The organism is Cupriavidus pauculus (genome assembly GCF_008693385.1).
Lineage (GTDB): Bacteria > Pseudomonadota > Gammaproteobacteria > Burkholderiales > Burkholderiaceae > Cupriavidus > Cupriavidus pauculus_D.
Genome location: NZ_CP044067.1, coordinates 474,539 through 500,519, shown reverse-complemented (window position 1 = coordinate 500,519; position 25,981 = coordinate 474,539). Strand labels below are relative to the sequence as shown.

Annotated in this window: 23 protein-coding genes; 7 read left to right on the top strand and 16 right to left on the bottom strand. The window is 67.8% G+C overall.

The window, feature by feature from the left end; genetic code table 11:
* Positions 1–10: 10 nt before the first annotated feature.
* Positions 11–808: a class II aldolase/adducin family protein gene (locus FOB72_RS20530; protein WP_150374564.1), complete on the bottom strand. Its 798-nt coding sequence runs from the start codon at positions 806–808 to the stop codon at positions 11–13.
* 178 nt (positions 809–986) lie between these two features.
* Here FOB72_RS20530 and FOB72_RS20525 point away from each other — a divergent pair, with 178 nt between their 5' ends.
* Positions 987–1,880 (top strand): LysR substrate-binding domain-containing protein, encoded by an 894-nt coding sequence (locus FOB72_RS20525; RefSeq protein WP_150374563.1) that lies wholly within the window; start codon positions 987–989, stop codon positions 1,878–1,880.
* On the opposite strand, the gene FOB72_RS20520 is transcribed toward FOB72_RS20525, so the two are convergent.
* Together FOB72_RS20520 and FOB72_RS32890 are read right to left on the bottom strand one after the other, a co-directional pair.
* Positions 1,870–3,660, bottom strand: coding sequence for an EAL domain-containing protein (locus FOB72_RS20520; RefSeq protein WP_150374562.1), 1,791 nt, complete (start codon positions 3,658–3,660; stop codon positions 1,870–1,872). The genes FOB72_RS20525 and FOB72_RS20520 overlap by 11 nt on opposite strands.
* Before the next feature lie 3 nt (positions 3,661–3,663).
* On the bottom strand, positions 3,664–4,785 hold the full coding sequence (locus tag FOB72_RS32890) for a sensor domain-containing diguanylate cyclase (protein ID WP_150374561.1): 1,122 nt from the start codon (positions 4,783–4,785) through the stop codon (positions 3,664–3,666).
* A gap of 388 nt (positions 4,786–5,173) precedes the next feature.
* Between FOB72_RS32890 and FOB72_RS20510 the strand changes: the two genes are divergently transcribed.
* On the top strand, positions 5,174–6,568 hold the full coding sequence (locus tag FOB72_RS20510) for a hypothetical protein (protein WP_150374560.1): 1,395 nt from the start codon (positions 5,174–5,176) through the stop codon (positions 6,566–6,568).
* 32 nt (positions 6,569–6,600) lie between these two features.
* A complete protein-coding gene (locus FOB72_RS20505; protein ID WP_150374559.1) occupies positions 6,601–7,560 on the top strand; it encodes an LLM class oxidoreductase in 960 nt (319 codons plus the stop codon).
* Positions 7,561–7,573: 13 nt separating this feature from the next.
* Here the strand turns inward: FOB72_RS20505 and FOB72_RS20500 are convergent, their stop codons facing one another.
* The 4 genes from FOB72_RS20500 to FOB72_RS20485 form a co-directional block, all read right to left on the bottom strand.
* Positions 7,574–8,650, bottom strand: coding sequence for an NAD(P)H-dependent flavin oxidoreductase (locus FOB72_RS20500; RefSeq protein WP_150374558.1), 1,077 nt, complete (start codon positions 8,648–8,650; stop codon positions 7,574–7,576).
* A gap of 9 nt (positions 8,651–8,659) precedes the next feature.
* Positions 8,660–9,817, bottom strand: a complete 1,158-nt coding sequence (locus FOB72_RS20495) for a YbfB/YjiJ family MFS transporter (RefSeq protein ID WP_223851722.1) — start codon at positions 9,815–9,817, stop codon at positions 8,660–8,662.
* The gene (locus FOB72_RS20490) at positions 9,810–10,691 is read right to left on the bottom strand and encodes a LysR family transcriptional regulator (protein WP_150374557.1); all 882 of its coding nucleotides are present in this window, start codon (positions 10,689–10,691) and stop codon (positions 9,810–9,812) included. The genes FOB72_RS20495 and FOB72_RS20490 overlap by 8 nt, the downstream gene beginning before the upstream one ends.
* A 114-nt stretch (positions 10,692–10,805) precedes the next feature.
* Complete coding sequence (locus FOB72_RS20485) at positions 10,806–11,717, bottom strand: LysR family transcriptional regulator (RefSeq protein ID WP_150374556.1); 912 nt, start codon at positions 11,715–11,717, stop codon at positions 10,806–10,808.
* Between the two features lie 145 nt (positions 11,718–11,862).
* Here FOB72_RS20485 and FOB72_RS20480 point away from each other — a divergent pair, with 145 nt between their 5' ends.
* The 4 genes from FOB72_RS20480 to FOB72_RS20465 all read left to right on the top strand — a co-directional run bounded on the left by FOB72_RS20480 (position 11,863) and on the right by FOB72_RS20465 (position 17,182).
* A complete protein-coding gene (locus FOB72_RS20480; RefSeq protein ID WP_150374555.1) occupies positions 11,863–13,434 on the top strand; it encodes a methyl-accepting chemotaxis protein in 1,572 nt (523 codons plus the stop codon).
* Between the two features lie 112 nt (positions 13,435–13,546).
* On the top strand, positions 13,547–14,734 hold the full coding sequence (gltS, locus tag FOB72_RS20475; RefSeq protein ID WP_150374554.1) for a sodium/glutamate symporter: 1,188 nt from the start codon (positions 13,547–13,549) through the stop codon (positions 14,732–14,734).
* 2 nt (positions 14,735–14,736) lie between these two features.
* Positions 14,737–16,221: a TAXI family TRAP transporter solute-binding subunit gene (locus FOB72_RS20470; protein ID WP_150374553.1), complete on the top strand. Its 1,485-nt coding sequence runs from the start codon at positions 14,737–14,739 to the stop codon at positions 16,219–16,221.
* 88 nt (positions 16,222–16,309) lie between these two features.
* Positions 16,310–17,182, top strand: coding sequence for a flagellar brake protein (locus tag FOB72_RS20465; protein WP_150374552.1), 873 nt, complete (start codon positions 16,310–16,312; stop codon positions 17,180–17,182).
* A gap of 10 nt (positions 17,183–17,192) precedes the next feature.
* Here FOB72_RS20465 and FOB72_RS20460 read toward each other — a convergent pair whose 3' ends face one another.
* From FOB72_RS20460 to FOB72_RS20425, 9 genes are all read right to left on the bottom strand, one after another.
* Entirely contained in the window at positions 17,193–17,735 is a 543-nt protein-coding gene (locus FOB72_RS20460) for a thioredoxin family protein (protein WP_150374551.1), read from the bottom strand.
* Entirely contained in the window at positions 17,728–17,874 is a 147-nt protein-coding gene (locus tag FOB72_RS32245; protein WP_191002361.1) for a hypothetical protein, read from the bottom strand. The genes FOB72_RS20460 and FOB72_RS32245 overlap by 8 nt, the downstream gene beginning before the upstream one ends.
* 162 nt (positions 17,875–18,036) lie before the next feature.
* Positions 18,037–20,349 carry a xanthine dehydrogenase family protein molybdopterin-binding subunit gene (locus tag FOB72_RS20455; protein ID WP_150374550.1) on the bottom strand — a complete coding sequence of 771 codons (2,313 nt, stop codon included), beginning with the start codon at positions 20,347–20,349 and terminating at the stop codon, positions 18,037–18,039.
* 8 nt (positions 20,350–20,357) lie between these two features.
* Complete coding sequence (locus tag FOB72_RS20450; protein WP_150374549.1) at positions 20,358–20,831, bottom strand: (2Fe-2S)-binding protein; 474 nt, start codon at positions 20,829–20,831, stop codon at positions 20,358–20,360.
* Between the two features lie 122 nt (positions 20,832–20,953).
* Positions 20,954–21,736: an alpha/beta hydrolase gene (locus FOB72_RS20445; RefSeq protein WP_150374548.1), complete on the bottom strand. Its 783-nt coding sequence runs from the start codon at positions 21,734–21,736 to the stop codon at positions 20,954–20,956.
* A 102-nt stretch (positions 21,737–21,838) separates the two neighbouring features.
* Positions 21,839–22,771 carry a LysR family transcriptional regulator gene (locus FOB72_RS20440; RefSeq protein WP_150374547.1) on the bottom strand — a complete coding sequence of 311 codons (933 nt, stop codon included), beginning with the start codon at positions 22,769–22,771 and terminating at the stop codon, positions 21,839–21,841.
* A 39-nt stretch (positions 22,772–22,810) separates the two neighbouring features.
* Positions 22,811–24,328, bottom strand: coding sequence for a CoA-acylating methylmalonate-semialdehyde dehydrogenase (locus tag FOB72_RS20435; RefSeq protein ID WP_150374546.1), 1,518 nt, complete (start codon positions 24,326–24,328; stop codon positions 22,811–22,813).
* A gap of 115 nt (positions 24,329–24,443) precedes the next feature.
* Positions 24,444–24,974, bottom strand: a complete 531-nt coding sequence (locus FOB72_RS20430) for a GNAT family N-acetyltransferase (RefSeq protein WP_150374545.1) — start codon at positions 24,972–24,974, stop codon at positions 24,444–24,446.
* A 14-nt stretch (positions 24,975–24,988) separates the two neighbouring features.
* On the bottom strand, positions 24,989–25,942 hold the full coding sequence (locus FOB72_RS20425; RefSeq protein WP_150374544.1) for an AraC family transcriptional regulator: 954 nt from the start codon (positions 25,940–25,942) through the stop codon (positions 24,989–24,991).
* Between the last annotated feature and the right edge of the window lie 39 nt (positions 25,943–25,981).

Genomic DNA, 25,981 nt, shown 5'->3' with positions numbered 1-25,981 from the left:
CGCGCGGCCCTCAGGTGCGGTAAGACGGGTCGCGCCGATCGAGCTGCCGCAGCATCGCCGGCCACTCGAACTCGCCGAACGGCCGCCGGACATGCGGCTGATAGAGGTTGTAGGTCTTCTCGACCACGGCCTCGCTCGGGATGATCAGGTCCTTCGTGCCATGCATCGCATCGAGCTGGATCTTGCAGGCCATCTCGAGCCAGTACATGGCATTGAACGCCCGCGCCACGCTCGCGCCCACGGTCAGCAGGCCATGGTTGCGCAGGATCATGGCATCGAGCTGCCCAAGGTCCTGCACGATCCGCGCGCGCTCGTCGAGGTCCAGCGCCACCCCTTCGTAGTCGTGGTAGGCGATATGGGCAAAGCGCATCGACGTCTGCGTCAGCGGCAGCAGGCCGCACTGCATCGCTGACACCGCGCAGCCGGCGCGCGTATGGGTGTGGATGACGCACTGCACATCGTGGCGCGCCGCGTGCACGGCGCTGTGGATCACGTAACCGGCCTGATTGACGCCAAAGGCGCCGTTGCCGCCGTCGAGGATATTGCCCTCGAGGTCGATCTTCAGCAGGCTCGAGGCGGTGATCTCCTCGTACATCAGGCCATACGGATTGATCAGGATATGGTCGGGCGTGCCCGGAATGCGCGCGGTGATGTGGTTGTAGAGCAGGTCCGTCATGCCGTACAGCGCGACCAGCCGGTAGCAGGCGGCAAGATCGACGCGGGTCTGCCACTCCACGGGGTCGAAGTCGGACGGCGGGCGCGGCGCGCCCAGGGCGCTCGACAGGGAGGCTTCATGCGGTGCATTCATCTGGGGGATCCTCTTGGCGGGGATGGGACAGCGGGGGTAGATCGGATTGTCTCGGTCGTTATCGGGCACCTCGACAGGCGCGCCTTATACTGTGCAAGCATTTTGCGAGTCGGGCAGGACCCGCAACAAGCGACAAATTGTTGGCCTGTTGATGAGTTTTTGGAATGAACGCACGGAAATGAATCCACGACGGCTCACCCCCTCCATGTCCTCGCTGCTGGCGTTCGAGGCCTCGGCCCGCACCGAGAGCTTCACGCGGGCGGCGCAGCAGCTGTCCCTGACCCAGAGCGCGGTCAGCCGCCAGGTCCAGGCGCTCGAAGACCTGCTTGGCGTCCCGCTGTTCCAGCGGATCGGCCGGCGCGTGGTGCTGACCGACGTCGGCCGTATGTACCGGCGGGAGCTTGCGGGGCCACTCGAACGGATTCGCAGCGCCACGCTCCAGGCCATCGCGTTCCAGGCCGGCGGCGGGACCCTGCATCTGGCCGTGCTGCCCACGTTCGGCAGCAAGTGGCTGATGCCCCGGCTCCCCGAATTCAACGCGCGCCATCCCGAAGTCCTCGTGCACGTGCACTCGCGCACCTACCTCGACCTCGAGGAATCGGGCATGGATGCGGCGATCGTCGTCGGGGACGGCAAATGGCCCGGCGTGCGCGCCCATCATCTGGTGGACGAGGAAATGGTGCCCGTGATCGGTCCGCGCGTGGCGCGGCAGGAGCCGATCCGGACCGTGGACGACCTGCTGCGGTATCCGTTATTGCAGGTCGTGACGCGACCCACGGCATGGCGGGACTGGTTCGCCAAGCATGGCTACACGGGCGACGCGCTCAAGCTGGGCCCCCAGTTCGACGTGACCTCGCACCTGATCCAGGCGGTCTCCGCGGGCATGGGCATCGGGCTCGTGCCGAAGGTGCTCGTCGAGGACGAACTGCGGGCGGGGACGCTGATCACCATGCCCGCGGCACAGGGGGACCTGAGCGGCAACGGCTACTACCTCGTGGTATCGAACAACCGGGAAGCGTACGCGCCGTTCGCGCTGTTCCGCGCGTGGCTGCTGGGCGCGGTCAGGCCTTGACCGAGAAGATCTCGGCCAGCGGCGCGGGGCGGTGCCGAAGGTAGCCCTGTGCATAGTCGATGCCGATCTCGCGCAGCAGCGATTCGACGGCTTCGGTCTCCACGAATTCCGCCACCGTGAACTGTCCCGTGATATTGGCGACGTCCCGGATGCAGCGGACGGTCGCCTGATTGACGCGATCGCTCGACAGGCCGCGGATGAACTGTCCGTCGATCTTCAGATAGTCCACATCGAGGTTGCGCAGATAACCGAACGACGCCGCGCCCGCGCCGAAGTCGTCGAGCGCGAAGCGCACGCCGTGCACGCGCATGCCTTCGATGAACGACGACGCCTCGGGCAGGTTCAGGATCGCCGCGGTTTCCGTGATCTCGAAGCAGATCTTGTGATGGTCGAATGCCGTCGTTTCCAGCAGCGCGTTGACGAAGCGGTGAAAGTCGCGGTCGCCGATCGACAGCCCCGAGAGATTGATGGCTACCGTGCCGACGTGCTCGAGCTGCGCGCGATGGGCGTGCATCCACGCAAATACCGTGCGAACGACCCAGCGGTCGATCCGCGTGGCCAGGTGGAAGCGCTCGGCCACGCCGAGGAACGCGCCCGGATTCACGAGGTTGCCGTTGTCATCGACCATGCGCAGCAGCAGCTCCGCATGGACGAGGCAGTTGTCGATCTGCAGCGGCATGACGCGCTGCCAGTACAGCACGAACTGGTTGCGGTCGAGCGCGGCCTCGAGCCGGCGCGCCCACTGCATCTCCTCGCGGTGCGCCTCGATGACCTCGTCGGCCGGCAGGTAGGTATGGACGCGGTTGCGCCCCTCGGCCTTGGCCGCGTAGCAGGCGCTGTCGGCCGCCTGCAGCAGGGCGGCCGAGGTGGTCCAGCGCTCGTCGACGGGCACGAGTCCGGCGCTGGCGCCGACATGGAAGCGCTGGCCCGCGAACTGGAAGCGGAACTGGTCGATATCGCGGCAGATCTTGTTGGCGATGGCCTGCGCGGATTCGATCGAGCACTGGCTGAACACCACGCCGAATTCGTCGCCCCCGAGGCGCGCGATCACGTCGGTGGCGCGCACCGAGCGCTTGATCACGCGCACGATCTGCCGTAGCAGTTCGTCGCCGGCCGCATGGCCCACGGCATCGTTGACCAGCTTGAACTGGTCGAGGTCGATGAACATCAGCGCATGCTGGAGGTGCGAGGCGCGGGCCTCCGCGAGCGTGGCATTGAGCCGCCGGTCGAACTCGTCGCGGTTGATGATGCCCGTCAGCGTGTCGTGCGTGGCGCGATATTCCATCTCGCGGCCCAGCCGGTATTGCTCGGAGACGTCGCGGAGGGTCAGGACGCCCCCGACCCGCGTGCCGTCGATATCCTGGATGGCGGCCGCGGCCGCCTCCACGCGGTGCTCGAGGCAATGGCGGCTCTGCAGGATCGCGCGGCCCAGCGGACTGCGGCCGGTGCCCGCGGCCAGCGCGCCACGTACCGCATGGCGCAGGCTGAGCCGGCTGTGTTCGTCCACGAGGCGGCAGACGACCTCGCTCGGGCGGCCGCGCGCGTCCTCGAGCGTCCAGTCGGTCAACTGCTCGGCGATCGGATTGAGGTATTCGATGCGGCCATCGGCATCGATGACGATCACGCCTTCGCCGATGGCCTGCAGCGTCTGGCGAATGCGCTGGCACTGGTTGGCCAGCGCGCGGCGCAGGCGGTCGCGCTCTTCGCGAATATCGCCTTCAGGCCCGGCGCACAGGGCGTGCGAGGCATCGAAGGCGTCGGGTGCGACGTCCCGTGGCATGGGTCAGCCGCGATGCCGGAGCACGGCGGAGCGCGCGCGCGGGGGCTGGTTCATGTTCGCGTCGTTCTGGGCGAGCTCGTCCGCGAACGCCGTGCGCTTCTTGCCGAGTTCCTTGGCCAGGTACATCGCGCGATCGGCCTGCTTCATCACGCTGCGGACGTCGTTGTCGTCCCGCGTGTTGGCGCCGTCGAGCATGCAGATACCGATGCTCGCCGAGATCGTCACCGCATTGCCGCTCACCTGCCGCATCCCGTCGAGGCTGGCGTGGATCGTGCCGGCCAGCGCGCGTGCCTGGCCGCGGGTCTGCGCGGTCGTCGAGAGTACGACGAACTCGTCGCCGCCGAGGCGCGCGATGGTGTCGCCGCGCGGCGCGCCCCGCGCGAGCATGCGCGCGAATTGCAGCAGCAGTTCGTCGCCGACCGCGTGGCCGAACGAGTCGTTGACCTCCTTGAAGCCGTCGAGGTCGATCAGCAGCAGCGCCGCATGGCCGCCCTGCATCCTGAGCGTGGCCTGCGCGCGTTCGATCGCGCGGTCGAGGCTGGTGCGATTCTGCAGGCCCGTCAGCGCATCGGTTGCGGCGCGCCGTTCGAGCCGGTCCACGAGCACATAAAGATAGAGCGAGGTCGCGGCCACGCCGAGCACGAGGCCGATGCCGGCGGGGCGGTTGGCGACCCACCACGGCTCCACGCCCATCAGCGCGGACATGCCGAAGACCGTGACCGCGCAGGAGAGGGCCAGCGGACCCTTGCCATAGCGGCAGCCGGCGCCGACGAGGAACCAGAACACCACGAACAGCAGCGGCAGCGCCGAGCGCCCGCCGATCAGCAGTGCGGCGATGACCATGCCCTGATCGACGCAGGTGGTGACCGCCAGCCGCCATTTGGAACGCCGCGGCTGGAGCAGCAGCACGATATAGCTGAGCACGCCGAACAGGACGTAGAGCGCGACCATCGCGACGGTGGCGATATTGGCGGCAGTCGGGTGCATCAGCGTGTAGCCGATATAGAGCACGAGCGCAACCGCGCCGAGCGCGATTCGCAGCGCCGCCTGCTCCTTTTCTGGCTGATCGTGGTAGCCCCCGAGCAGCGCCTTGCCGCGCCAGCTCTCCGGATTCGACAGCGGCATCGCGTATGGGAATCGATATGAGGGGCCCGTATTGTAGCGTGGCCCGGTAACCGGACCGTTTGGCGGATGCACGGCACCACTCGCATTGCACGTCGCAGAATTTGCATGCATAAGCTGCATACCCCACGAAAGTCGGGCGCGCGTAACCGGCCCGATTTGATCGGCGTCATCCGCGCGCGAACGTCGAGGTGCCAGACTGTGCTCCGCAGGCAGAACGAGAACAGCGCAATTCCCCACGGTAACGACTTCTTCAACCAACCGGGAGAATATTGCGATGGTAGTTCCTCGAATCCGTTCCGCTTCTGCTTTTTTTTCCCCTGTTTCCCTCCCCAGCATCGCCTTTCCCAGCATTCCCTTTCCTGCCATTCCCGCCTCCCTGGCATGGCTGATGGCCGTGGCAGGCCTCGCCGCATCGACCACGGCATTCGCGCAGGCCCTCGATGCGGGCCTCGCGCCCGGCGCGGGGCAAGGGCCCGCGCAAGGGCAGGGGCTGGCGGCGCAGATGGTGCACTGGTCGCTGGACCATCCGCACTGCGCCGGCACGCTTGTCGCGCCGCGCGTCATGCTCACGGCAGGCAGTTGCGCGGGCCGGAAGACGCGCGGCCGCACCTATGCCCTGACCGATGGCGGCGCGGCGCGCGGCCGGCTCGTGCGATACCAGGGACGCATCGGCCCGATCGGCGACATTGCCGTGATGCTGCTGGACAAGCCGCTCGCGGGAAAGGCGGTCAAAGGGATGGCCGCCGTGCCAAGCTATGCGCAGGAGCGGATAGCGCTCGTCGATGGCGCGGCCGACATGAGCGACGGCACACGGCTTGTCGCGTATGGCAGCGCGGCGGCGATGCGGGCGCCGAGGGCGGCAAGGGCGGCAAGGGCGCCGTATCAAGGCCTCAGGATGCCTCGCCGCGCGACAGCCTATCTGTTGCGCGACGCCCGCGCGGGCGATAGCACGGCCGTGGGCCGCCCGCTGATTTACCGGTCGGTGGCCGGCTACCGGCTGGCCGAGCCGCAGCGCATCGATGGCAGCAGCCCGCAGCAACTGTTCGGCTCGCTGGTCATGCGCGCGTTCTACCCGAACCGGAAGCGGCGCTCGGGCGATGCCGTCTCCCATCAGCGCGGGGACCGCGAGCTCGACGAGATGGTCCTGCTGACCGCGGGGCGGGCGAGCGATGCGGCGGCGGGCATTGCCTCGCCGCTACGTCACCACGATCGCGGCGGCGGCCTGTTCGCGGTGGATGGCGAGCAGCGCGAGTGGCTCGTGGGGACGGTGCTGGGCGCGCAGCTGCACGCGCGCCAGAGCGAATACTGGCCGTGGCTCTATGCGACGCTGCAGCGTTACGGCATGCGGGCGGAAGCGTTGCAACTCGCGCGGCAGGTGCTCGGTACCGGGCGCTGGGGCGACAACGACCGGCAGGGGACGGTGGGCGACATCTACGTGTACGAGAACCCATACACACGCAGGGTCGAGTTCTTCCGGCTGATTGGGCTCGACAAGCAGGGACGGTATGGCTACTTCCCCAACGGCGGGCGGGACAACGCGTACTGGGAGCATCTGGGGAGCGAACTCCCGACCGCCGCGGAGGCCACCGCGCGGATTCGCGCGTGGCAGGCCGACACGCGTGAAGCGAAGAAGGGCGAGGTCTTCGTGCGCGTGCATCCCACGGCCGGCTCCATCGAGTACTTCCGGCTGAAGGCCGATGTGCTGGGGGCCTTGTCGGAGCCGCCCGTCGATGCGGCCAGCAACGCGGAATGGGAATACCTCGGCGCCAATCTCGTGGTATAGGCTTCCATGAGTCACCGTCAGGAGAAAGCGCCATGTCGTCGAACGCCGAACGCGATGCGGTACCCATCGAGGCACGTGTCTTCGAGCCGGACCGATTGTCGGTCGGGCTCGTGTTGCCGCTGCTGGGAAAGGGCGAGATCGTCGCGGATTTCGGGCAGCAGCTGGCGCTGGCCGAACACGCGGACGCGCTGGGTTTCCGTGCGCTGTGGGTCCGCGACGTGCCGCTGAACAGCGATGCGTATCCGGATCCGGTCGGCCATCTCGATCCGTGGGTGCTGCTGGGCGCGCTGGCCGCGCGCACGCGGCGCATTGCGCTGGTCAGCGGTGCCGTGGTGCTGACGCTGCGGCATCCGCTGCATATTGCCAAGGGGGCGATCTCGGTGAGCGACCTGTCGGGCGGCCGTTTTATCCTCGGGCTCGGGTCGGGCGACCGGCCGCCCGAGTATGCGGCGTTCGGGCAGGACACGGAGGCGCGGCGCGATCTGTTCCGCTCGCATTGGGAAACCGTGGCGGCGGCGCTCGATCATCCGTCGCGCGTGGTGCCCGATGTGCGCGCGGACGACGCGCCCGAGTTCTATCTGTTGCCGCGGCTGCCGGGGCCGGTGCCGATGATGGCGGTCGGCTCGGGGGGGCAGAGCGTGGGCTGGATCGCGCGGCATGCCATTGGCTGGATGACGTATCACCGCGACCCCGATGCGCAGCGCGATCGGTATCGCATGTGGCGCAATGCGGCCGAACGCTGGTCGGGCGGGCGGTTTCGCGCGTTTGGCGTGGCGACGCGGCTCGAACTCTGCGACCGGCGTGACGAACCGCCGGTGCCGATCCATCTTGGCTACCGCACGGGCGCCCGCGCGCTGGTGGACCTGCTGGAGGCAATGCGCGACGCGGGCACGCACCATGTCGCCTTCAACCTCACCGACTCGCCACGCCCGCCGCGGGAGGTCATGGAGGAGCTTGCACGGGACGTGCTGCCCGTGATGCACGGTAGCTGAGCGGTGCGGGAGATCACCCGCGCAGGGCGGCGACGGTCTCGTTCAACTCCTTCGCCAGCGTGGCAACCAGTTCGGCCGACGACATCGCCCGTGCAAGCGAGCCCGCCTGGCCCGACCACTGCGCCGCATAGTCGGCCGACCCCTTCGCCTTGGCCGCCGCATGCAGCGACTTGCCCGCGTCATAGGTAATCGGATAATCGGGCACGCGCGGATGCCCGGGCGCCTCGCCCAGCGCCATCAGGCGGTTATGGATGCCACGCGCCGCGCGCCCGGAGATCGAGCGCGTGAACGCCGTGCGGAACGGCGCACCCGATAGCAGCGCATTGCGATACGCCGCATCCGCGGCCGACTCGGTGGTCGTCACGAATGCCGTACCCAGTTGCGCGGCCTGCGCGCCAAGCGCCAGCGCCGCCGCGATGCCGGCGCCGTCCATGATCCCGCCCGCGGCCACGACCGGCAGCTTCGTGTTCTTCACGAGCACACGCACGAGCGCCATCGTGCCGAGACCTTCATCGACCGCGTTCAGGTCGAACATCCCGCGATGGCCACCGGCCTCGACCCCCTGCGCCACGATCGCATCGACGCCCGCCGCCTCGATCAGTCGCGCTTCCGCAAGGTTGGTCGCGCTCGCCATCAGATAGATGCCCGCCGCGCGCAAGCGGTCGAGCCATTCGCGGCGCGGCAGCCCGAAATGCAGGCTCACCACGGCAGGCTTCTCCTCGAGCAGCATCTCGAGCATTTCCTCGTCCGCGACAAAACTCTTGTAGATCTCGGCCAGCCGCGTCGGCGGCTCCGCGCCCCACTTGGCGAATTCCGGCGCCAGATAGTCCAGCCATGCGCGCTCGACCGCCGCGTCCGCTACCGCCGGCGGGTGGCAGAACAGATTGATATTGAACGGCTTGTCCGTGAGCGCGCGCGTCTCGCGAATGACCTTGCGCGCGCCGGCCGCATTGGTCGCGCCCACGCCCAGCGAACCGAGGCCGCCCGCATTGGAAACCGCCGCCGCCATGGCCGGCGTACTGACGCCCGCCATGGGCGCCTGGATGATGGGCAGCGTGATGCCGAGACGATCGAGCAGGGAACTAGTCATGATGAACTCTCAGAGAAAGCAGAACACGGTGGCGGTCACCAGCGCGCCAGCGGCACTGACCAGCGGCAGCGTGAAGCTGTGCGAATGGCCCATCAGCGCGCTGGAAGCCAGTGGCCCGGCGATCTGGCCAATGCCGTAGGCGGCGGTCAGGACCGCGACGATATTGAAGTTCACGCGATGCGCGACATGCCGCGCCGCGGACAACGCGATGGTCGTGGTGCCGACGAATGTCGCGCCGACCAGCACCGCGCTGCCGAGATAGCCCGCGGCCGACGGCACGAGCACGGGCAGCAATACGCCGATCGCCTGCAGGATCAGGTTGACCGACAGCGCACGGCGCGTGCCAAAGCGCTCGTGCGCGGCATGCCAGACGAAGCACGACGGTGCCGCGCCAAGGCCGAACGCCGCCCAGACGTGGATCGGATCCACATGACCGAGCGCATCGTGGATAAACAGCGGCAGATAGGTCGCGGTCACGATATAGCCATACCCGGCCAGCCCATAAGCGGCGATCAGTGGCCAGGGACCGACGAGCCCGGGCAGCGCGCCGTGGGCGGCGGCATCCGCGGTATTGCGATACTCGCGGCCCAGTGCGGGCCACGCGACCAGCACGAATGCCGCGGCCGCGACCGACAGCGCTATCCACACGGCAGGGCTCGACCACCCCGCGAGGTTGCCGCCCGCGATGATCTCTGCCGAAACGAGGATACCGACCCCGACGCCCGCGAACAGCAGCGGCGCGCCGCGATGATTGCCAACATGCGAAAACAGCCAGACCGCCGCGGCAACGAGGCCGAACGCGCTGAGCACCCCCGCCACGAAGCGGATCGCAATGACCACGCCTGCGGGTACGGGCAGGGCCAGCGCCAGCAGCGCGAGCACGGTCCCGACGAGGGCCGCGCGCGTGATCGCGGCCGCGCGCGCGGTGGGCAGGCGCGAAGCCAGCAGCGCGCCGATCAGATAGCCCGCATAGTTGCCGGAAGCCGCCCACGACCCCCCATCGACGGAGAGCAGATGGTCGCGCACCATCAGCGGATACATGCCCGTGAACGCAAAGCGCCCGAAGCCCATGGCGACCGACAACGCGAGCATGGCCGCGATGGTGGCGCCCAGCTGGGATGCGGCGGCCGGTGCCGCGCGCGCGGCAGTGGAGTGGAGGCTAGACACGTTGCAACTCCTCGAGGAATGCCGTGTACGCAACCGTGTCGTAGCCCTCGCGGCGAATCAGGTACGTCGGTACCTTGCGCAGGCTGATGGTCTGTACGTCGAGCGTATACCGATGTTGATCGAGTAGCGACTTCGGTACGATCGCTACCGCGGCGCCGGCGCTGACGCTGGCCAGCATCGCGTGATAGGAGGACATCTCGAGCACCTTGATGTCGGGCGCGCCTTCGCCTTCGCTGGCCAGCCAGTCGAGCGCGCATTGCCGGTACGTGCAGCCGCGCGCGAAGGCGGCCAGCGTCCGGAGCGCGAGGTCCGACGGGCGGCGCACGCGCTTGTGACTGGCCGGTGCCACGAGGACGAGGTCTTCGGTGAACAGATAGCTGCCCGCGATGCCGGGACCGAAGTCAGGCGGCAGGTCGGAACGTGTATCGGGCGCGGCATGCGCGACGAGCGCGCAGTCGAGCCGATGGCCCGCCACGGCATCGGTCAGGAACTGCGTGGTGCCGGTCTGGAGCTCGAGCTCGACATCGGGCCACTGCTGATGAAACCGGGCGAGCGGATGCGTGAGCCGGCTGGCGGCCGCCGCCTCCATCGAGCCGACACGCAGGCGCCCCGTGGGCACGGCCTGCTGCATCGACTGCCGCGCCTCCTCGGCCAGCGCGAGCAGGCGGTTGGCGTACCCGAGAAACCGCTGGCCCTCGGGCGTGAGCACCATGCGCTTGCTGTCGCGGCGGAACAGCGACACGCCGAGCGACTCCTCGAGTTGCTTGACGCGCGTGGTCACGTTGGACTGCGCGCGGTCGAGCGCCGCGGCGGCCCGCGTCACGCTCTGCTCCTGCGCGACGGTGCGGAATATCTCGAGTTCGGCCAGATCCATGATGTTCGGATGATCCTAAAAACAGATCGATGTCGAAATCATGTTCGTATATTGAGATGAACAAGTCAAGGCGGAACCGGGCCGAAACCTGTTCCACGATGTATCAACTGATGTTCAGTCCGAGAATTTCTCGACGAGGAAATCGACCAGCGCACGCACGCGGCTCGACAGATGGCGCGCATGGGGATACAGCAACACGAACGGCCGCGAACTGCCGCCGAAGTCCTTGAGCACCTCGACCAGCGTGCCGTCGCGCAGGTCCTGCTCGACCACGAACCGGTAGGTCTGGAACAGGCCGGCACCGGCGCGCGCGAGCGTGGCACCGCCCAGCGCATCCTCGGCGGTCCGATAGGTGCCCGTGGTGGCGATCTCGACGGTTTCTCCCTCCACCTGGAAGATCCACGGCAGGCGGCGCCCGCTGCTGGGCATGTCGAAGCCGATGCATTCGTGGGCGTGCAGATCGTCGAGCGTCTCGAGCGGCGCGGCGTGCTTCAGATAGGCGGGGGTGCCCACCACGACCATCTCCGCATCCTCGAGCTTGCGCGCGATCAGCGTCGAGTCGTCGGGCGCGCGGCCGCGGACCGACAGGTCGAACGTGTCGTCGGCAAAGTCCACGTTGCGGTTGCTGATATGGACGTCCATCTCGACGTCGGGATAGCGCTTGCGGAATTCCGGCAGTGCCGGCAGCACGCGGTAGTGCGCGTACGGCGTCGGCAGGCTGATGCGCAGCCGGCCCGACGGCGCGGCGTGCTGGCCGCTGACCATGCGCTCGGCATCCACGAGCTGGGCCAGCGCGACGCGCGCCTGCTCGTAGTAGGCGCGGCCTTCCTCGGTCAGCCGGATCTGGCGCGTGGTCCGCACGAACAGCCGGACGCCGAGCCGCTCCTCGAGCCGCGACACGCTGCGGCTGACCGCGGCGGGCGTCACGCCGGCGGCGACGGCCGCCGCGGAGAAGCTGCTGAGCTCCGCGGCGAGGTTGAACAGTTCGATGCTGCCGAGCTGGAGATCGTCGAATTGGCGCTTCATGATCCGGGGGGCGGTCTGAAAATGGATGCCATCGTACTCCGAGGCGCATGTTTTCGCCTCGGAGAGCATACATTACAGACGTTGGGTCTAAAGTGCTGCCGTTTTACGCCGTTACGTAGGCAAGTCCACGTAACAGGTGCCCATCATGTTCAACAGGTTGTCCATCCGGCTGCGTCTCAATGCGGCACTGGTCCTGCTTGCCGTGCTGCTCGCGGCGGTCGGCGTCATCGGCGCGGTGGGAATGCAATCCGCCGACCGCGATATCAAGGAAATCTACGGCAAGGAAATGGCCGCGATGGCGCATGTCGCGCGCTCCCAGCTGAACCTGACCGTGGTGCGCACCACGCTCGACCGCGTGATGCTGCATCCGGAGGCCCCCGACGCGATGGCGACCGTGGACAAGGCGCAGGCTTACCGCGCCAAGGCCGACGAAGCGTGGAAGGCTTACCTCGCGCTGCCGATGTCGCCGCAGGAAGAGGCGCTCGCGGAGAAGGTCGAGGGCATTCGCGCCGCGTATTTCAAGGACGGGCTCGATCCGCTGTTCGCGGCGCTGCGCGCGCGCGACACCGCCACGGCCGACAACATCATCATGGCCATGCTGCCGCCGCGCAATGCGGGGCTCTCCGCCGCGATGGAAGACCTCGAGCGCGAACAGCGCAAGCAGGCGGAGGCGCTCTACGCGCAGGCCACCGATCGGACCCAGCATTTCCTGTGGCTCGTGATCGGCGCCATTGCCGTGGGCGTGCTGGCCGCGCTCGGCTGCGCCATCGGCCTGCAGCGCGCGATCTCGGTCCCGCTCGTGCGCATGCTCGACAGCTTCGACGAAATCGCGCGCGGCAACCTGACGCAACCCATCCAGGCGACCACGCACTGCGAAATGGGCCGTCTGATGCGCGGCCTGCATCAGATGCAGCAGGGGTTGATCGCGACGATCCAGACCATGCGCGGCGGCAGCGAGGCGATTGCCAGCGCCACCGGGCAGATCTCGGCGGGCAACCAGGACCTGTCGCAACGCACCGAGGAGCAGGCCAGCGCGCTGCAGCAGACCGCGTCGAGCATGGAAGAACTGACGTCGATCGTGCGCCAGAACGCGGACAACGCGAAGCAGGCCAACCAGCTTGCCGTCGATGCGTCCGACACGGCGGCGCGCGGTGGCGAGGCCGTACGCCGCGTCGTGGACACGATGAGCGAGATCGATGCCGCATCGAAGAAGATCGGCGACATCACGAGCGTCATCGAGGGCATCGCGTTCCAGACCAATATCCTCGCGCTCAATGCCGCGGTGGAAGCCGCGCGTGCCGGCGAGCAGGGCCGCGGCTTCGCGGTGGTCGCGGGCGAAGTGCGCGCGCTCGCGCAGCGTTCGGCCACGGCGGCGAAAGAGATCGTCACGCTGATCCACGACACCGTGAGCCGCGTGGAAGCGGGGACGCGGCAGGTCGATCAGGCCGGCACCACGATGGGCGAGGTAGTGCAGGCGGTGCGCCGCGTGACGGACATCATGGGCGAGATCAGCGCGGCGTCCGTCGAGCAATCGGCCGGTATCGAGCAGGTGAGCCACGCCGTCAACCAGATGGACCAGGTGACGCAGCAGAACGCCGCGCTCGTGGAAGAGGCCGCGGCCGCCGCGCAGGCGCTCGAGGAGCAGGCCGACGTGCTGCGCGGCACCGTGGCATCGTTCCAGTTGCCCGTATCCCGCGGCGTGCCGATGCTCGCCTGAGCCGGAGATAGCTGACGCAGTCAGGAAAAGTCGGGTTGCAATGACGGCGGGTGCGCCCTATGGTCATCAATAGGGAGTCGTTCGAGAGCGAAGAACAAGGGAGATTTCCCGAATGAAACTCGAACCCGTCGCCAGTCTGCTGGCTGCGCTTGTCATGCTGCTCATCGGCGCGCTGATCAATCGGCGCGTCGGTGTGCTATCCCGCTACAACATCCCCGACCCGATCACGGGCGGACTGCTGTTCGCGGTGCTCGCCTCGCTGGCCTATGCCACGAGCGGGTTCCAGGTCACGATGGAGCAGAGCATCAAGCCGACACTGCTGCTGATGTTCTTCGGCGGCGTCGGCCTGACCGCGGACCTGCGCATGCTGCGACGCGGCGGCCGCGCGCTGATGATCTTCCTGATCATCCTGTTCCCGTACATCCTCGTGCAGAACCTCGTCGGCGTGTCGATGGCGAAGGTGCTCGACCTCCATCCGATCTTCGGGCTCGTCGGCGGCTCCATCACGCTCGTCGGCGGGCATGGCACGGGCGCCGCCTACGCCGAACGCTTCGCCGAGATCAACAACCTGCAGCAGGTGATGGAACTGTCGATGACGGTGGCGACCATCGGCCTGATCGTCGGCGGCATCATCGCGGGCCCCGTGGCGCAGTACCTGATCGGCAAGTACAACCTGCGCTCTGCGGCCGACGACGCCGCGGTGGCCAGCGAGCGCGAGGCCGCCTCGCCCATCTCCACCGTGGCCGTCATCGGTTCGCTGGCTGGCATTCTCGCGGCCGTGGTGGCCAGCCGCTGGCTCGCGGAACGGCTCTCGGGCGGCGCCATCACGATACCGTCGTTCCTCTGGTGCATGATGGCCGGCATTGCGCTGCGTAACCTGCTGCCGTTCGTCGGCGTGAAGTGGGACGACCGCGCGGCCGACCTGATCTCCAGCACGTGCCTGTCGCTGTTCCTCGTCATGACGATGATGGCGCTCGACGTCGTCGACGTGGCGCGCTCGGCGGGGCCGTTCCTGCTGATCATCGCCATGCAGGTGGTATTCATCGTGCTGTACGTGATCTTCGTGTGCTTCCGCTTCATGGGGCGCGATTACGAAGCCGCCGTCACGTCGGCCGCATTCATTGGCTTCAACATGGGCTCGACGGCGACCGCCATGGCCAATATGGCCGCGATTACCGCGCGCCACGGGCCGGCGCCGAGCAGCTACCTGATCGCGCCACTGGCCGGCGCGTTTTTCGTCGATCTGATGAACGCGTTCGTGCTCACGGTGATGCTCGCGTTGCCGTTCATGGGGGGCTGATCATGGGCGCGCCCGCGTTTCGCAGCCTGATCGTCGCCACCGCCGCGCTGTGGCTCTCCGCCTGTGGCGGCGGCCCCGATGTGGCCGCGTTGCGCAATGGCGTGGATGCGCGTCTTGCGCAGGCACTGCCCGCCGGCACGATCGAGGTGGCGGACTTCGCGCGCCGCGGCTCGCAGGCCGACATCAAGGCGCCGTCCGGCGAGACGCGGCGCGTCGTCTATTTCGATACCGAACTGCGGCTCAAGCGGGACTTCGATTTCGGCGCGTGGGATGCGCCCGGTGTGGCCGGGCTGGTCTCGGCGCTCGGTGCCGGACCCAAGGGCATCAGCGGCATTACCTCGGGCGGCAACAAGGCCGGCGACATCATTCGCGCGCACGGCACCGCGCTGTATCGCCGCGAAGGCAACGACTGGGTCGCCGTGTCCGCGGGCGGCTACCGGCCCGCCGAGGCACCGGCCTATGCGACCAACGCCACGCAGGGACCCACCGCGATCCTCGACGCCATGCGCAAGGTCGTCGATGCCGCGCAGCAGTCGGCCTCTCCGGCGGAACAGGCCGTGGTCCAGCAGGAACTGCAGGCGGCCTACGCGACGATCCAGGCGCGGCGCGCGCGTCTCGACGCGGGCTATGCGATCGCGGCGGGCGCCGAGCACGGCCAGTATCTGCGGCTGGCGCAGGCCATGGCCGCGACCTCGAAGGTGCGCGCGGTCCCGCTCGTCACGCATGGGGGCGAGGAAAACCTGCGCCTGCTGCGCGATGGCCGCGTGTCGCTCGCGCTCGCACAGGGCGATGCCGCGCTCGATGCCTACGAAGGCAAGGGTGCATTCGCGGACAGCGGGCCCTATAGCGCGCTGCGCGCGATCGGCAGCCTGTATCCGGAGGCCGTGCACGTGCTGGTGAGCGCGCGTGGGCCCGTCAGGTCGATGGCCGACCTGCGCGGCAGGCGCGTGGCGATCGGCACGCCCGGTTCGGCCTCGCGCACCACGGCGGTGCGGGTCCTGCAGGCGCATGGTCTGGCGCTATCGGACGTCGTGGCGAAAGAGCTGGCCATCGGCGATGCGCTCGTCGCGCTGCGCGCGAACGAGGTCGACGCGGTGGTGCAGATCATCGGGGTGCCGGCGGACAGCGTGCGCGACATGCTCGCCGACGACCAGATCCGGCTGCTGCCGCTGAACAAGGCCGGAATCGACGCGCTCGTGGCCACGCAGCGCGGCTACTTCCCGTACACGATCGTCAAGGGCGCCTACTCGGAGCAGGACCAGCCGGTGCCCACCGTTGCCACGGCCGCCGTGCTGCTGGCCGGTGCCGACCTGTCCGATACCGAGGTGGGCAGCGTAACGCGCGATGTCTATGGCAAGGGCAACGACCTGGCCGCGCGCGGCAGCGCGCAGGGCGTGCAGATCGCGCCCGAGAACGCGAGGCAGGGCTTGTCGATTCCGCAGCACCTGGCGGCATCCAAAGTGCTCGACGGCATGTCCGCGCGGTGACTCGCACCCCACTCGAACGCGCCCAAACTGCCGCCCGAGTTTGCTAGAGTTATGGATGAGGCGCTCGCGGCGCAATTGGATTCCTTTTATGCGAAAAGAGGTTCAGGCGGACGACATCGAACTGGGCAGGCCCCTGAAATCGGCGCTGGTCGACGAGCTCGGGTTTCCGGTAGCGGACGAGGGCACCGTCTTCCAGACCGACGAGGAGCGCCGGATGGTGCTTCAGGCCGGCCGCTGCTTCTGGGCGGACGACATGGCGCCGCTCGGCGCGGACGAACCCGGATCGCCCTGGCACGACCGCTACGGCCTGCCGGTGGGCACGCTGCTGCACGTCAAGCGGCCCGGCGATGCGAGTCGCGCGGCCGTCAGCCGGCTGATCGGCTTTGCCGAGGGCGCGGCCTTTATCGCGTGGCCGAACCTGACCGGCAAGGCGGTCGATGTCGTCGAGGGCGAAACGGTCCTGTTCCGCGGCTTTACCGGCACCAGCATCCTGAGCTTCTCCGCGCGCGTCCATGCATCGTCCCGCACGCCGTTTCCCTATTGGATGCTGGCCGATATCCAGAACGTGGAGACCCGCGAGATGCGCGGCAGCGTGCGCGTGCCCGTGCGCGTGGTCGCCAAGCTGACGGTCGTCGATGGCAGCATGCCGCCCCAGACGGTCTTGCTGACGGACCTGAGCCTCGGCGGGGCATCGATCAACACGGCCAGCGATGCGCTGTCCGAACCGGGCCGCGAGGTCCGGCTGGAATTCACGCTGCGCGCGGCTGGCATCAAGTCGAAGTTCTCGATTACGGGCTTTACGCGCGACGATGGCGACGGCACCGTCGAGGCGCCGTTCCACGGCGTGGGCGTGGCGTTCGACGGCTGCGGCGAACGCGAGGCCATCCTGCTCCACGCGTTTATCCACGAGAAGCTGCTCGAGAGCGCCACCATGCGGCCCGGTGGCGCGCTCGGGGAGTAACCCTCAACCTTCAGGGCTTGCGCTCGGCAAGCAGCTTCTGGATGACGGACTCGGTCTCGGCGTAGGCGCCTTCGCCATAGTGCTTGTAGACGATCTTGCCGTCGGCGTCGATCAGGTACGTCGCGGGCCAGTACTGGTTGCTGTACGCGGACCACGTCGCATAGTTGTTGTCCTGCGCCACCGGATACGTGATGCCGAAACGCTTGATCGCGGCCTCCACGTTCGACGTCGATTTCTCGAACGGAAACTCGGGCGTGTGCACACCGACGACCACGAGGCCCTTGTCCTTGTACTTCTCGTACCACTGCTTGACGTAGGGCAGCGTGTTCACGCAGTTGATGCACGAGTACGTCCAGAAATCGACGAGCACGACCTTGCCGCGCAGCTGTTCCATCTTCAGCGGGGGCGAGTTGAGCCACTTGTCGATGCCGGCGAACTCGGGCGCCTTGCCCTGGTCGCCGACGGTGGGCGTGCCGATGCTGGCGCCCGCGCCAACGATATAGAGGGCCGCCACGCCGGCGGCGGCGAGGGCGACGCGGATGGCATTACGCATGATGGGACTCCTTGCCGGTTGCGCGGCGTGGTTGCACCGTTGCCGGTTTGGCGGGCACCCAGCGGCAGGCAGCGGTGGCGCGCAGCTCGCCGGTGAAGGCCGACAGGATCATGCTGGCGAGAATCAGGGTTCGCTTCATGGTTTGCCTCATGGATGACAGGGTTGAGGCGATTATGGACAGCGTTGCCGCACGGGCTGTGTCGCTTTGTATCTGCCGGGCCGAACGACACGCAACTTTGCAAAAAAGGCGAAAAAAAACGCCGCAGCGCGAGCTGCGGCGTCGATCGCGGAGCGCGGAACGTCAGGTGCGCGTGAGCTGATCGCGGATCGGCAGCGAGCGGATACGCTTGCCCGTTGCCGCGAAGATCGCATTGCACAGCGCGGGCGCGACGGGCGGCACCGGCGGTTCGCCGACACCGCCGGCGGGCACGTCGAAGTCCCCGCCGACCAGCCACGTATGGATCGCGCGCGGAGCCATATGCGAGCGCAGCACCTCGAAGTCGTGGAAGTTGCTCTGCTGCACGCTGCCATCCTTGAACGTGATCTCGCCGAGCATGGCCAGGCCCACGCCCATCACGCAACCGCCTTCGACCTGCGAACGGATACGCTCGGGATTGACCTGCGGGCCGCAGTCGATCGCCATATCGACACGCGGGATCGTGATCTCGCCCTTGGCATCGACGGCCACTTCCACCACCGTGGCCACGTACGTGACGAAGCTGTATGCCATGGCAATGCCGAGGCCGTGGCCCTTCGGCAGCTTGCGGCCCCAGTTCGCGCGGCGCGCGGCTTCTTCGACGACGCGGCGCATGCGGCCGGTGTCGAGCGGATATACCTCGGGGGACTCGTTGTAGTTCCACTTGTCCGACAGCGTGGTCGGGTCGATGCGGCGCGGCGGGCCGATCAGGTCCAGCAGATAGTCCTTCGGGTCGCGGCCCGCCTTGTGGGCGAGTTCGCTGACGAAGCTCTGCACCGCGAATGCATGCGGAATATTCGAGACCGAGCGGAACCAGCCGATGCGTACGTGCGCGGGCACGTCCGCCGACTCGAGCCGGATGGCGGGAATCCCGTAAGGGATATTGATCGCGGTCATCGCGGCTTCGAAGTCGGCCTTGCCTTCGGCACCCACCTTGAAGGTGGAGGCGATGGTCGGTGCGGCCGAGCGATGCAGCCATGCGGTCGGCTTGCCGCCATTGTCGAGCGAGGCCTCGAGCCGTTCCACGGACACCGTGTGGTAGTAATCGTGGCGAATATCGTCGTCGCGCGTCCACTGGAGCTTGACCGGCGTGCCCCCGAGGGCCTTGGAAACCAGCGCGGCCTCGGAGATGAAGTCGGCCATGGACTTGCGGCCAAAGCCGCCGCCGAGCAGCGTCAGATGGACCGTGACGTCCTTCGGGTCGAGCCCGACGTGCTTGGCCACGCTTTCCAGCGCGCCCTGCGGGGCCTGCGACGGCGCCCAGATCTCGCACTTGCCATCGACGAAGCGCGCGGTGGCCACCGGCGATTCCATCGACGCGTGCGCGAGGTGGGGAATGTAGTACTCGGCCGAGATCTTGCGCGCGGCCGGCGCGGCGGACAACGTCGACAGTGCGTCGCCGTCGTTGCGCATGGCCTTGCCCGGTTGCTTCGAGGCGGTCTGCAGCGCGCCGCGGAACGCGACGGAATCGTACGCCGCGTTCGTCGTCCCCGCGTTATCCCAGTCGATCTTCAGCGCGGCGCGGCCCTGCATCGCGGCCCACGTATTGGACGCGACCACGGCGATGCCGCCCACCGGGTTGAACAGCGGCGGACCGTCATAGGGCTTGATCTCGACCACGCGCTGCACGCCCGGGACCTTCAGCGCCTCGGTGGCATCGTAGCTTTTCACCTTGCCGCCGTAGACCGGCGGGCGCGCGATCACGGCGTACACCATGCCCGGCAGGCGGACGTCGATGCCGTAGGTGGCCCGGCCGCGCGCGATATCGCGGCTGTCGGTCGGCAGGATCTTGCCCTTGCCGATATAGCGGAACGCTTCGGGCTTCTTGAGCACGAGCGTGTTCGCGGCCGGCACGGGCTGCTTCGCCGCGGCTTCCGCGAGTTCGCCGAAACCGAGGCGTCGGCCGCTGGCCGTGTGCAGGACCTCGTGGTTGCGTGCCTGCACCTCGCTGACGGGCACGCCCCACTGGGCGGCCGCGGCGGCTTCGAGCATCTGCCGCGCGGAGGCGCCCACGCGGCGCATCGGCGTGAGGAAATGGCGCATGCTGCGGGAGCCGTCGACGTTCTGGCTGCCGTAGCGCGCTTCGTTGGCGTCGGCCTGCACGATCTTCACGCGGGTCCAGTCGGCTTCCATTTCGTCGGCCACGACCATCGGGAGGCTGGTGCGTACGCCGGTGCCCATTTCCACGCGGTGCGCGACGATGGTCACGGTGCCGTCGGTGGCGATCGACACGAAGACGAGCGGATTGTCGACCACGCCGCCCGGCATCGCGTCACCGCCATACTTCTTGGGCTCGGCCGCGTGGGCCAGCGACACGAGGCCGCCGGCCTGCACCGCGAGCGTCAGGGCCGCGCCGGCCTGCAGGAACGTACGGCGCGAAGGACGCGCCGGCGCGCCGGTATCGGGAGCGTTCGTCATGACGGAGCTCATGCGGTCCTCCCATTCAGCGTGGCGGCGGCGCGCTTCACGGCTGCGTTGATGCGCGTATAGGTGCCACAGCGGCAGATATTGCCGCTCATCGCGGACACGATCTGGGCATCGGTGGGACGGGGGTTGGACTTCAGAAACGCGGTCGCGGTCATGATCTGACCGGCCTGGCAGTAGCCGCACTGCGCCACGCCAAGCTCGACCCAGGCGTCCTGGACGGCCTTGCCGACGCGATCGTTTTCGACGGACTCGATGGTATTGACCGACTTGCTGGCGACCGTCGAGATCGGCGTCACGCACGAACGCGTGGGCTGGCCATCGACGTGGACGGTGCAGGCACCGCAGAGCGCCATGCCGCAGCCGAACTTCGTACCCGTGAAGCCGAGCGAATCGCGCAGCGTCCACAGCAGGGGCGTATCCGGTGAAAGGTCCACCTCATGGACCTGACCGTTGATTTTTAGTGTGGTGGTCATCGTGTCTCGTGCAGGGATGGGAGGGGCCACAATCGGCCCCCCGGCATCCTACGAGACTGCTTCGCCGCTGGGAAGTGGTTAGCCGGTTCAAAGACTTAGCAACGGCATTTCACAATCGGCGATCAGTTTCCCGACTGGCCGGCGGCCTGGAGGATCAGGTTCGCGACTTCCTGCGGGTGCGAGAGCAGCGAGACATGGCTCGACGGCAGTTCGATCGTATGGGCACCCATGCGCTTGGCCATAAAGCGCTCCAGATCGGGGTTGATCGTGCGGTCCTCCGTGGACACGGCGTAGTACGACGGCTTCTGGCGCCATGCGGCGACCGTGGTCCTGGCCATCGTGATCGGGCGGCCCATCGGCTGCTGCACCGCATAATACGCGCGCGCCTGCTCGACGGGCAGGTCGCCGGCGAAGTCCTTCACGAACGCCTGTTCGGACAGCTTGGCGTAGTCGCCCGACCATTGCAGGCCGGCGCCGGCCGGGGCGGACGGGAATTTCTTCGTCAGGGCAGGGTAGTCTTCGCCGGCGTCCGGCGCGCGGGCGGCGATATAGACGAGCGACGACACCTTGGGATCGACGCCGGCCTCGCTGATGACCATGCCGCCATAGGAATGCGCGACCAGCACGGTCGGGCCGTCCTGCAGCGCGAGGGCGCGCTTGACGGCGTCCACGTCGGCATCGAGCGAGGTGGTCGGGTTCTGCACGGCGGTCACGTGCAGGCCCTTTGCCTGCAGGATCGGAATGACCTTCTCCCAGCTGGAGCCGTCGGCGTACAGGCCGTGCACGAGCACCACGTTCTTGACGGGCGCGGGCTTCTCCTGCGCGTGTGCGGCTTGCGAGAAGCCAAGAACACCAAAAGCGGAAATCGCGGCCACCGCGGCCACCAGCGAGCGTTGGAGTTTCATGTTCAGTCCTTTCGAGTGTGGGCAAACAGTCGTGTCATGCGCTGTCTGCCAGTAGGACGAACGGTGGCTCCCGGCTATTCCATCGACGGTGGAAAAAATTTTTCAGGTCTTGAAACCGTCCTTGAGCGCCTGCCGCAGATACTCGACGAATGCCCGTACCGCGAGCGGCACATACGGGCTATAGGGCCGGATGGCGAACAGGTGGTTGCCGAACGCGCCGGCCGAGCGCCAGTTGGGCAGGACCTGCACGAGCCTGCCCGCGCGCAGTTCGTCCTGCGCCGAGAAATCGGGGAGCAGCGCAATGCCGAGCCCCTGCAGGGCCGCCTCGCGCAACACCTCGCTATTGTTCGCCGCAAAGCTTCCGCGAATCGCGACATTGCGCCGGGCGCCGTTGCCGCGCACGGGCTCGAAGCTCCATGCCGGGGACTCGCCGCGCCGGAAGTAGGGCAGGCAGACGTGATCCGCCAGCGCCTCCGGCGTGGCCGGCGTGCCATGGCGGTCCAGATACGCGCGGGAGGCGACCAGCACCGCGTGCGTGCGGCATAGCGTCCAGGCCACGTGGGTGTCCGGCGCCGCCGCGGTGTGACGAATCGCCAGATCGAAGCCTTCCTGCACGAGCGAAGACAGCCGGTCCGACAACTCCAGTTCGATCCGCACGTCTGGATGCGTCTTCAGGAATGCCGGAATGCGCGGCACGATCTGCTGGCGGCCCAGCGCGACCGGTGCGGTCACCCGCACCAGCCCCCGCGGCTCGCCGACGAGATCCCGCACCCCGGCAAAGCTCCGCTCGATCTCGTCGAACGACTCGCGCGTGGCGTCGGCGAGCTGCTGGCCCGCCTCCGTCAATCGCATGCTGCGCGTGGTCCGCCGGACGAGCGCCACACCGGCCGCCCGTTCGAGTTCGGCAATCCGCTGGCTCAGCGCGCTCTTGCTGAGCCCGAGGCGCGCCGCGGCAGCCGTATAGCTGCCGAGCTCGCCGAGCACCACCAGCGAATAGACGTTGGACCAGCGCGTCTCTTTGTTATCGTTTTCCATCCGCACATTGTTCGCTTCATCGAACAGTGCGTCAACGCATTACTTCGAGGTCGGCATCGCGAATTCGGCGCCCTTGTCGATGCTCTGCGGCCACCGCTGCATGATCGACTTCTGCTTGGTGTAGAACCGCACGCCTTCCTCGCCATAGGCGTGCATGTCGCCGAACAGGCTGCGCTTCCAGCCGCCGAAGCCATGCCATGCCATCGGCACCGGAATGGGCACGTTGATCCCGACCATCCCGACCTGGATGCGGCGCGAGAACTCGCGCGCCACGCCGCCGTCGCTCGTGTAGCAGGACACGCCGTTACCGAACTCGTGCGCGTTGATCAGGTCGATGGCCGCGCCGAGGTCCTTCACGCGGACGCAGCCCAGCACCGGCCCGAAGATTTCCTCGTTGTAGATGCGCATCGACGGCGTGACGTGGTCGAACAGCGTGCCGCCCACGAAGAAGCCGCCCGCATGGCCGGGAATTTGCAGGTTGCGGCCATCGACGAGCAGCTGCGCGCCTTCCTCCACGCCCAGCCCGATATAGCCCTCGATGCGTTCCTTCGCCTGTTGCGTGACCACCGGGCCCATCTCGGACTTGTCGTCCATGCCGTTGCCGATGACGAGACCGCGCGTGCGTTCCGCCAGCACCGGCATGATGCGATCGGCGATATCGCCGACCAGTACCGCCACGGACACGGCCATGCAGCGTTCGCCCGCCGAACCGTAGGCGGCGCCGATCAGTGCATCGACGGTCCGCTCGACGTCGGCATCGGGCATGACCACGAGGTGGTTCTTCGCGCCGCCCAGCGCCTGCACGCGCTTGCCGCGCGCGGCCGAACGCTCGCTGATGTACTGCGCGATCGGCGTCGAACCGACGAAGCTCACCGCGCGCACGTCGTCATGATCGATCAGCGCATCGACGGCCTGCTTGTCGCCCTGCACGACGTTGAACACGCCCTTGGGCAGGCCGGCCTGCGCGAGCAGGTCCGCCATGAAGAGGCTGGCGCTCGGGTCGCGCTCGCTGGGCTTCAGCACGAACGTGTTGCCCGTGGCGATCGCCACCGGGAACATCCAGCAGGGCACCATGCAGGGGAAATTGAACGGGGTGATGCCGGCCACCACGCCCAGCGGCTGGCGCATGGTCCAGTTGTCGATGCCGGTGCTGACCTGATCGGTGTAGTCGCCCTTGAGCAATTGCGGAATGCCGCAGGCAAACTCGACGACCTCGATGCCGCGCGTGACTTCGCCCTGCGCGTCCGAGAACACCTTGCCATGCTCGGCGGTGATGATCGCGGCGAGCTGGTCGCGGTTCTCGTTCATCAGCTGCAGAAAGCGCTGCATCACGCGGGCGCGGCGCAGCGGCGGGGTATCGGCCCAGGCCGGGAACGCGGCGGCCGCGGCTGCCACGGCGGCTTCCACTTCCGCGCTGCCACCGAGCGCCACGGTACGCGCGGCCTCGCCGGTGGCCGGATTGAATACCGGCTGCGATCGGTCGCTCATCGCGGCCACGTGCTCGTTGTTGATGAAGTGGCCGACCTGGCGGTTATCGGTGAAGGCGGTGACGCTCATGACTGGGCTCCTCTCTATGGATGGGGCCAAGTGTATGAGCGCGCCGGGGGGGCATTCAATGCATGAACGCTTCACACATTGTTAAGCTAACTGAACAATAGCTGGATGCGGGCGATCAGCGCAGCGGCTTTTCCAGTACGACGAAGTGCAGGTCGTCGCGCAGCGGCAGGCCCACGCTCGGATCGTCGTACGGAAACGGCACGGTCTCGCCATTGGGCAGATACCCTTGCCGCCCGTACCATGCGATCAGCTCGGTCCGCGCGTGCACGACGGTCATGCATGCCACGGCCACGCCACGGGCACGCAGCCAGTCCTCGGTCAGCGCGATCAGCCGCTTGCCCGCGCCGCCGCCCTGCAATGCCACATCCACGGACAGCATGCCGAGCTCGGTCCGCCCGGCGTCCAGCCGGTCCGCGCAGACGGTCGCCACCACGGGGCCGCCGGCCGCTCGCATGACGAGTACGGTCGGGTTGTCCGCGCCGATGAGCCGTGCCACCTGCGCGGCATCGATGCGCTGGCCGGCGATCAGACCCGCCTCGGAGGTCCATCCGGCCTGGCCGTCCTGTCCGCGATAGGCGCCGTTGACGATGCGGACGATGGCGTCGGCGTCAGCGGGGGTGGCGCGGTCGAGCTGGTATGCGGTCATGCAGGGGGGCTCCGTCAAAGTTCCGGGGAGAGATCGGGGTTGGGGGCAACGGCACTGCCGCCGGCAAGGCGGTAGGCCGATGGGGGCACGCCGTAGACGCGCTTGAAGGCCAGGCTGAACGCACTGTCGGACTGGTAGCCGACGGATGCCGCGATGCGCTGCATCGGCTCCTCGCGGCCGTGCAGCGCATGGGCGGCCACGCGCATGCGCCAGCGCAGCAGGTAATCGAGCGGGGCGACGCCCGTCAGCTGCTTGAACCGTGCCGCGAACGCGGAGCGCGACATCGCCACCTGCGAGGCGAGTTCCTCGACGCGCCAGGACCGTGTGACATCGCCATGCATGGCCCGCAGCGCGGCCGCGATGCGATCGTCGCGCAAGGCCCCGAGCAGGCCCGTCTCCGCGCCATGCCGGCACCAGTAGCGAATGATTTCCACGCACAGCATCTGCGCGAGCAAGGCCTGGCTCGCGTCGGCACCGGGCGTCGGTGCCGCGAGCTCGTCGCGCAGCCGCATGATCAGCCAGCGCATGGACGCCGCGCTCGGATCGGCCCCGTGCACGACGACCACGGTGGGCAGCGTGGACATCAGGAATTCGATATCGAGCGCATCGAGCATCAGCGCGCAGCCCACGATATGGCACTGCGAGCCGCGCGTCGTGCCGCTCACGCCGTCGATCCTGCCGCGATGGTCGATGAACACTTCGGCGGCAGGCAGCGGCGTCAATGACGGATCGCTGCAGGTCTCGTAGGTGCCCGCGCGCGTGAGCATGAAACCGTCGCCCGTGCGCAGGCGAATAGGCGCCTCGAGGGCGTCATGGACGAGCCACGCCTCGCCCTCGGTGACGACGTTGATCTTGGTCGTATGGGTCTCGAAAGCCACCGCCCATTCGCCGCTCGCGTGCAGCGATCCGCTGAGCGTGCAGCGGGCGGCCAGCATCAGCAGCCATTGGGAGAGCGGGTCGGCGAGCATCCGTGGACGATCGAGTAAGGTTCGTGGACGAGCGATTAT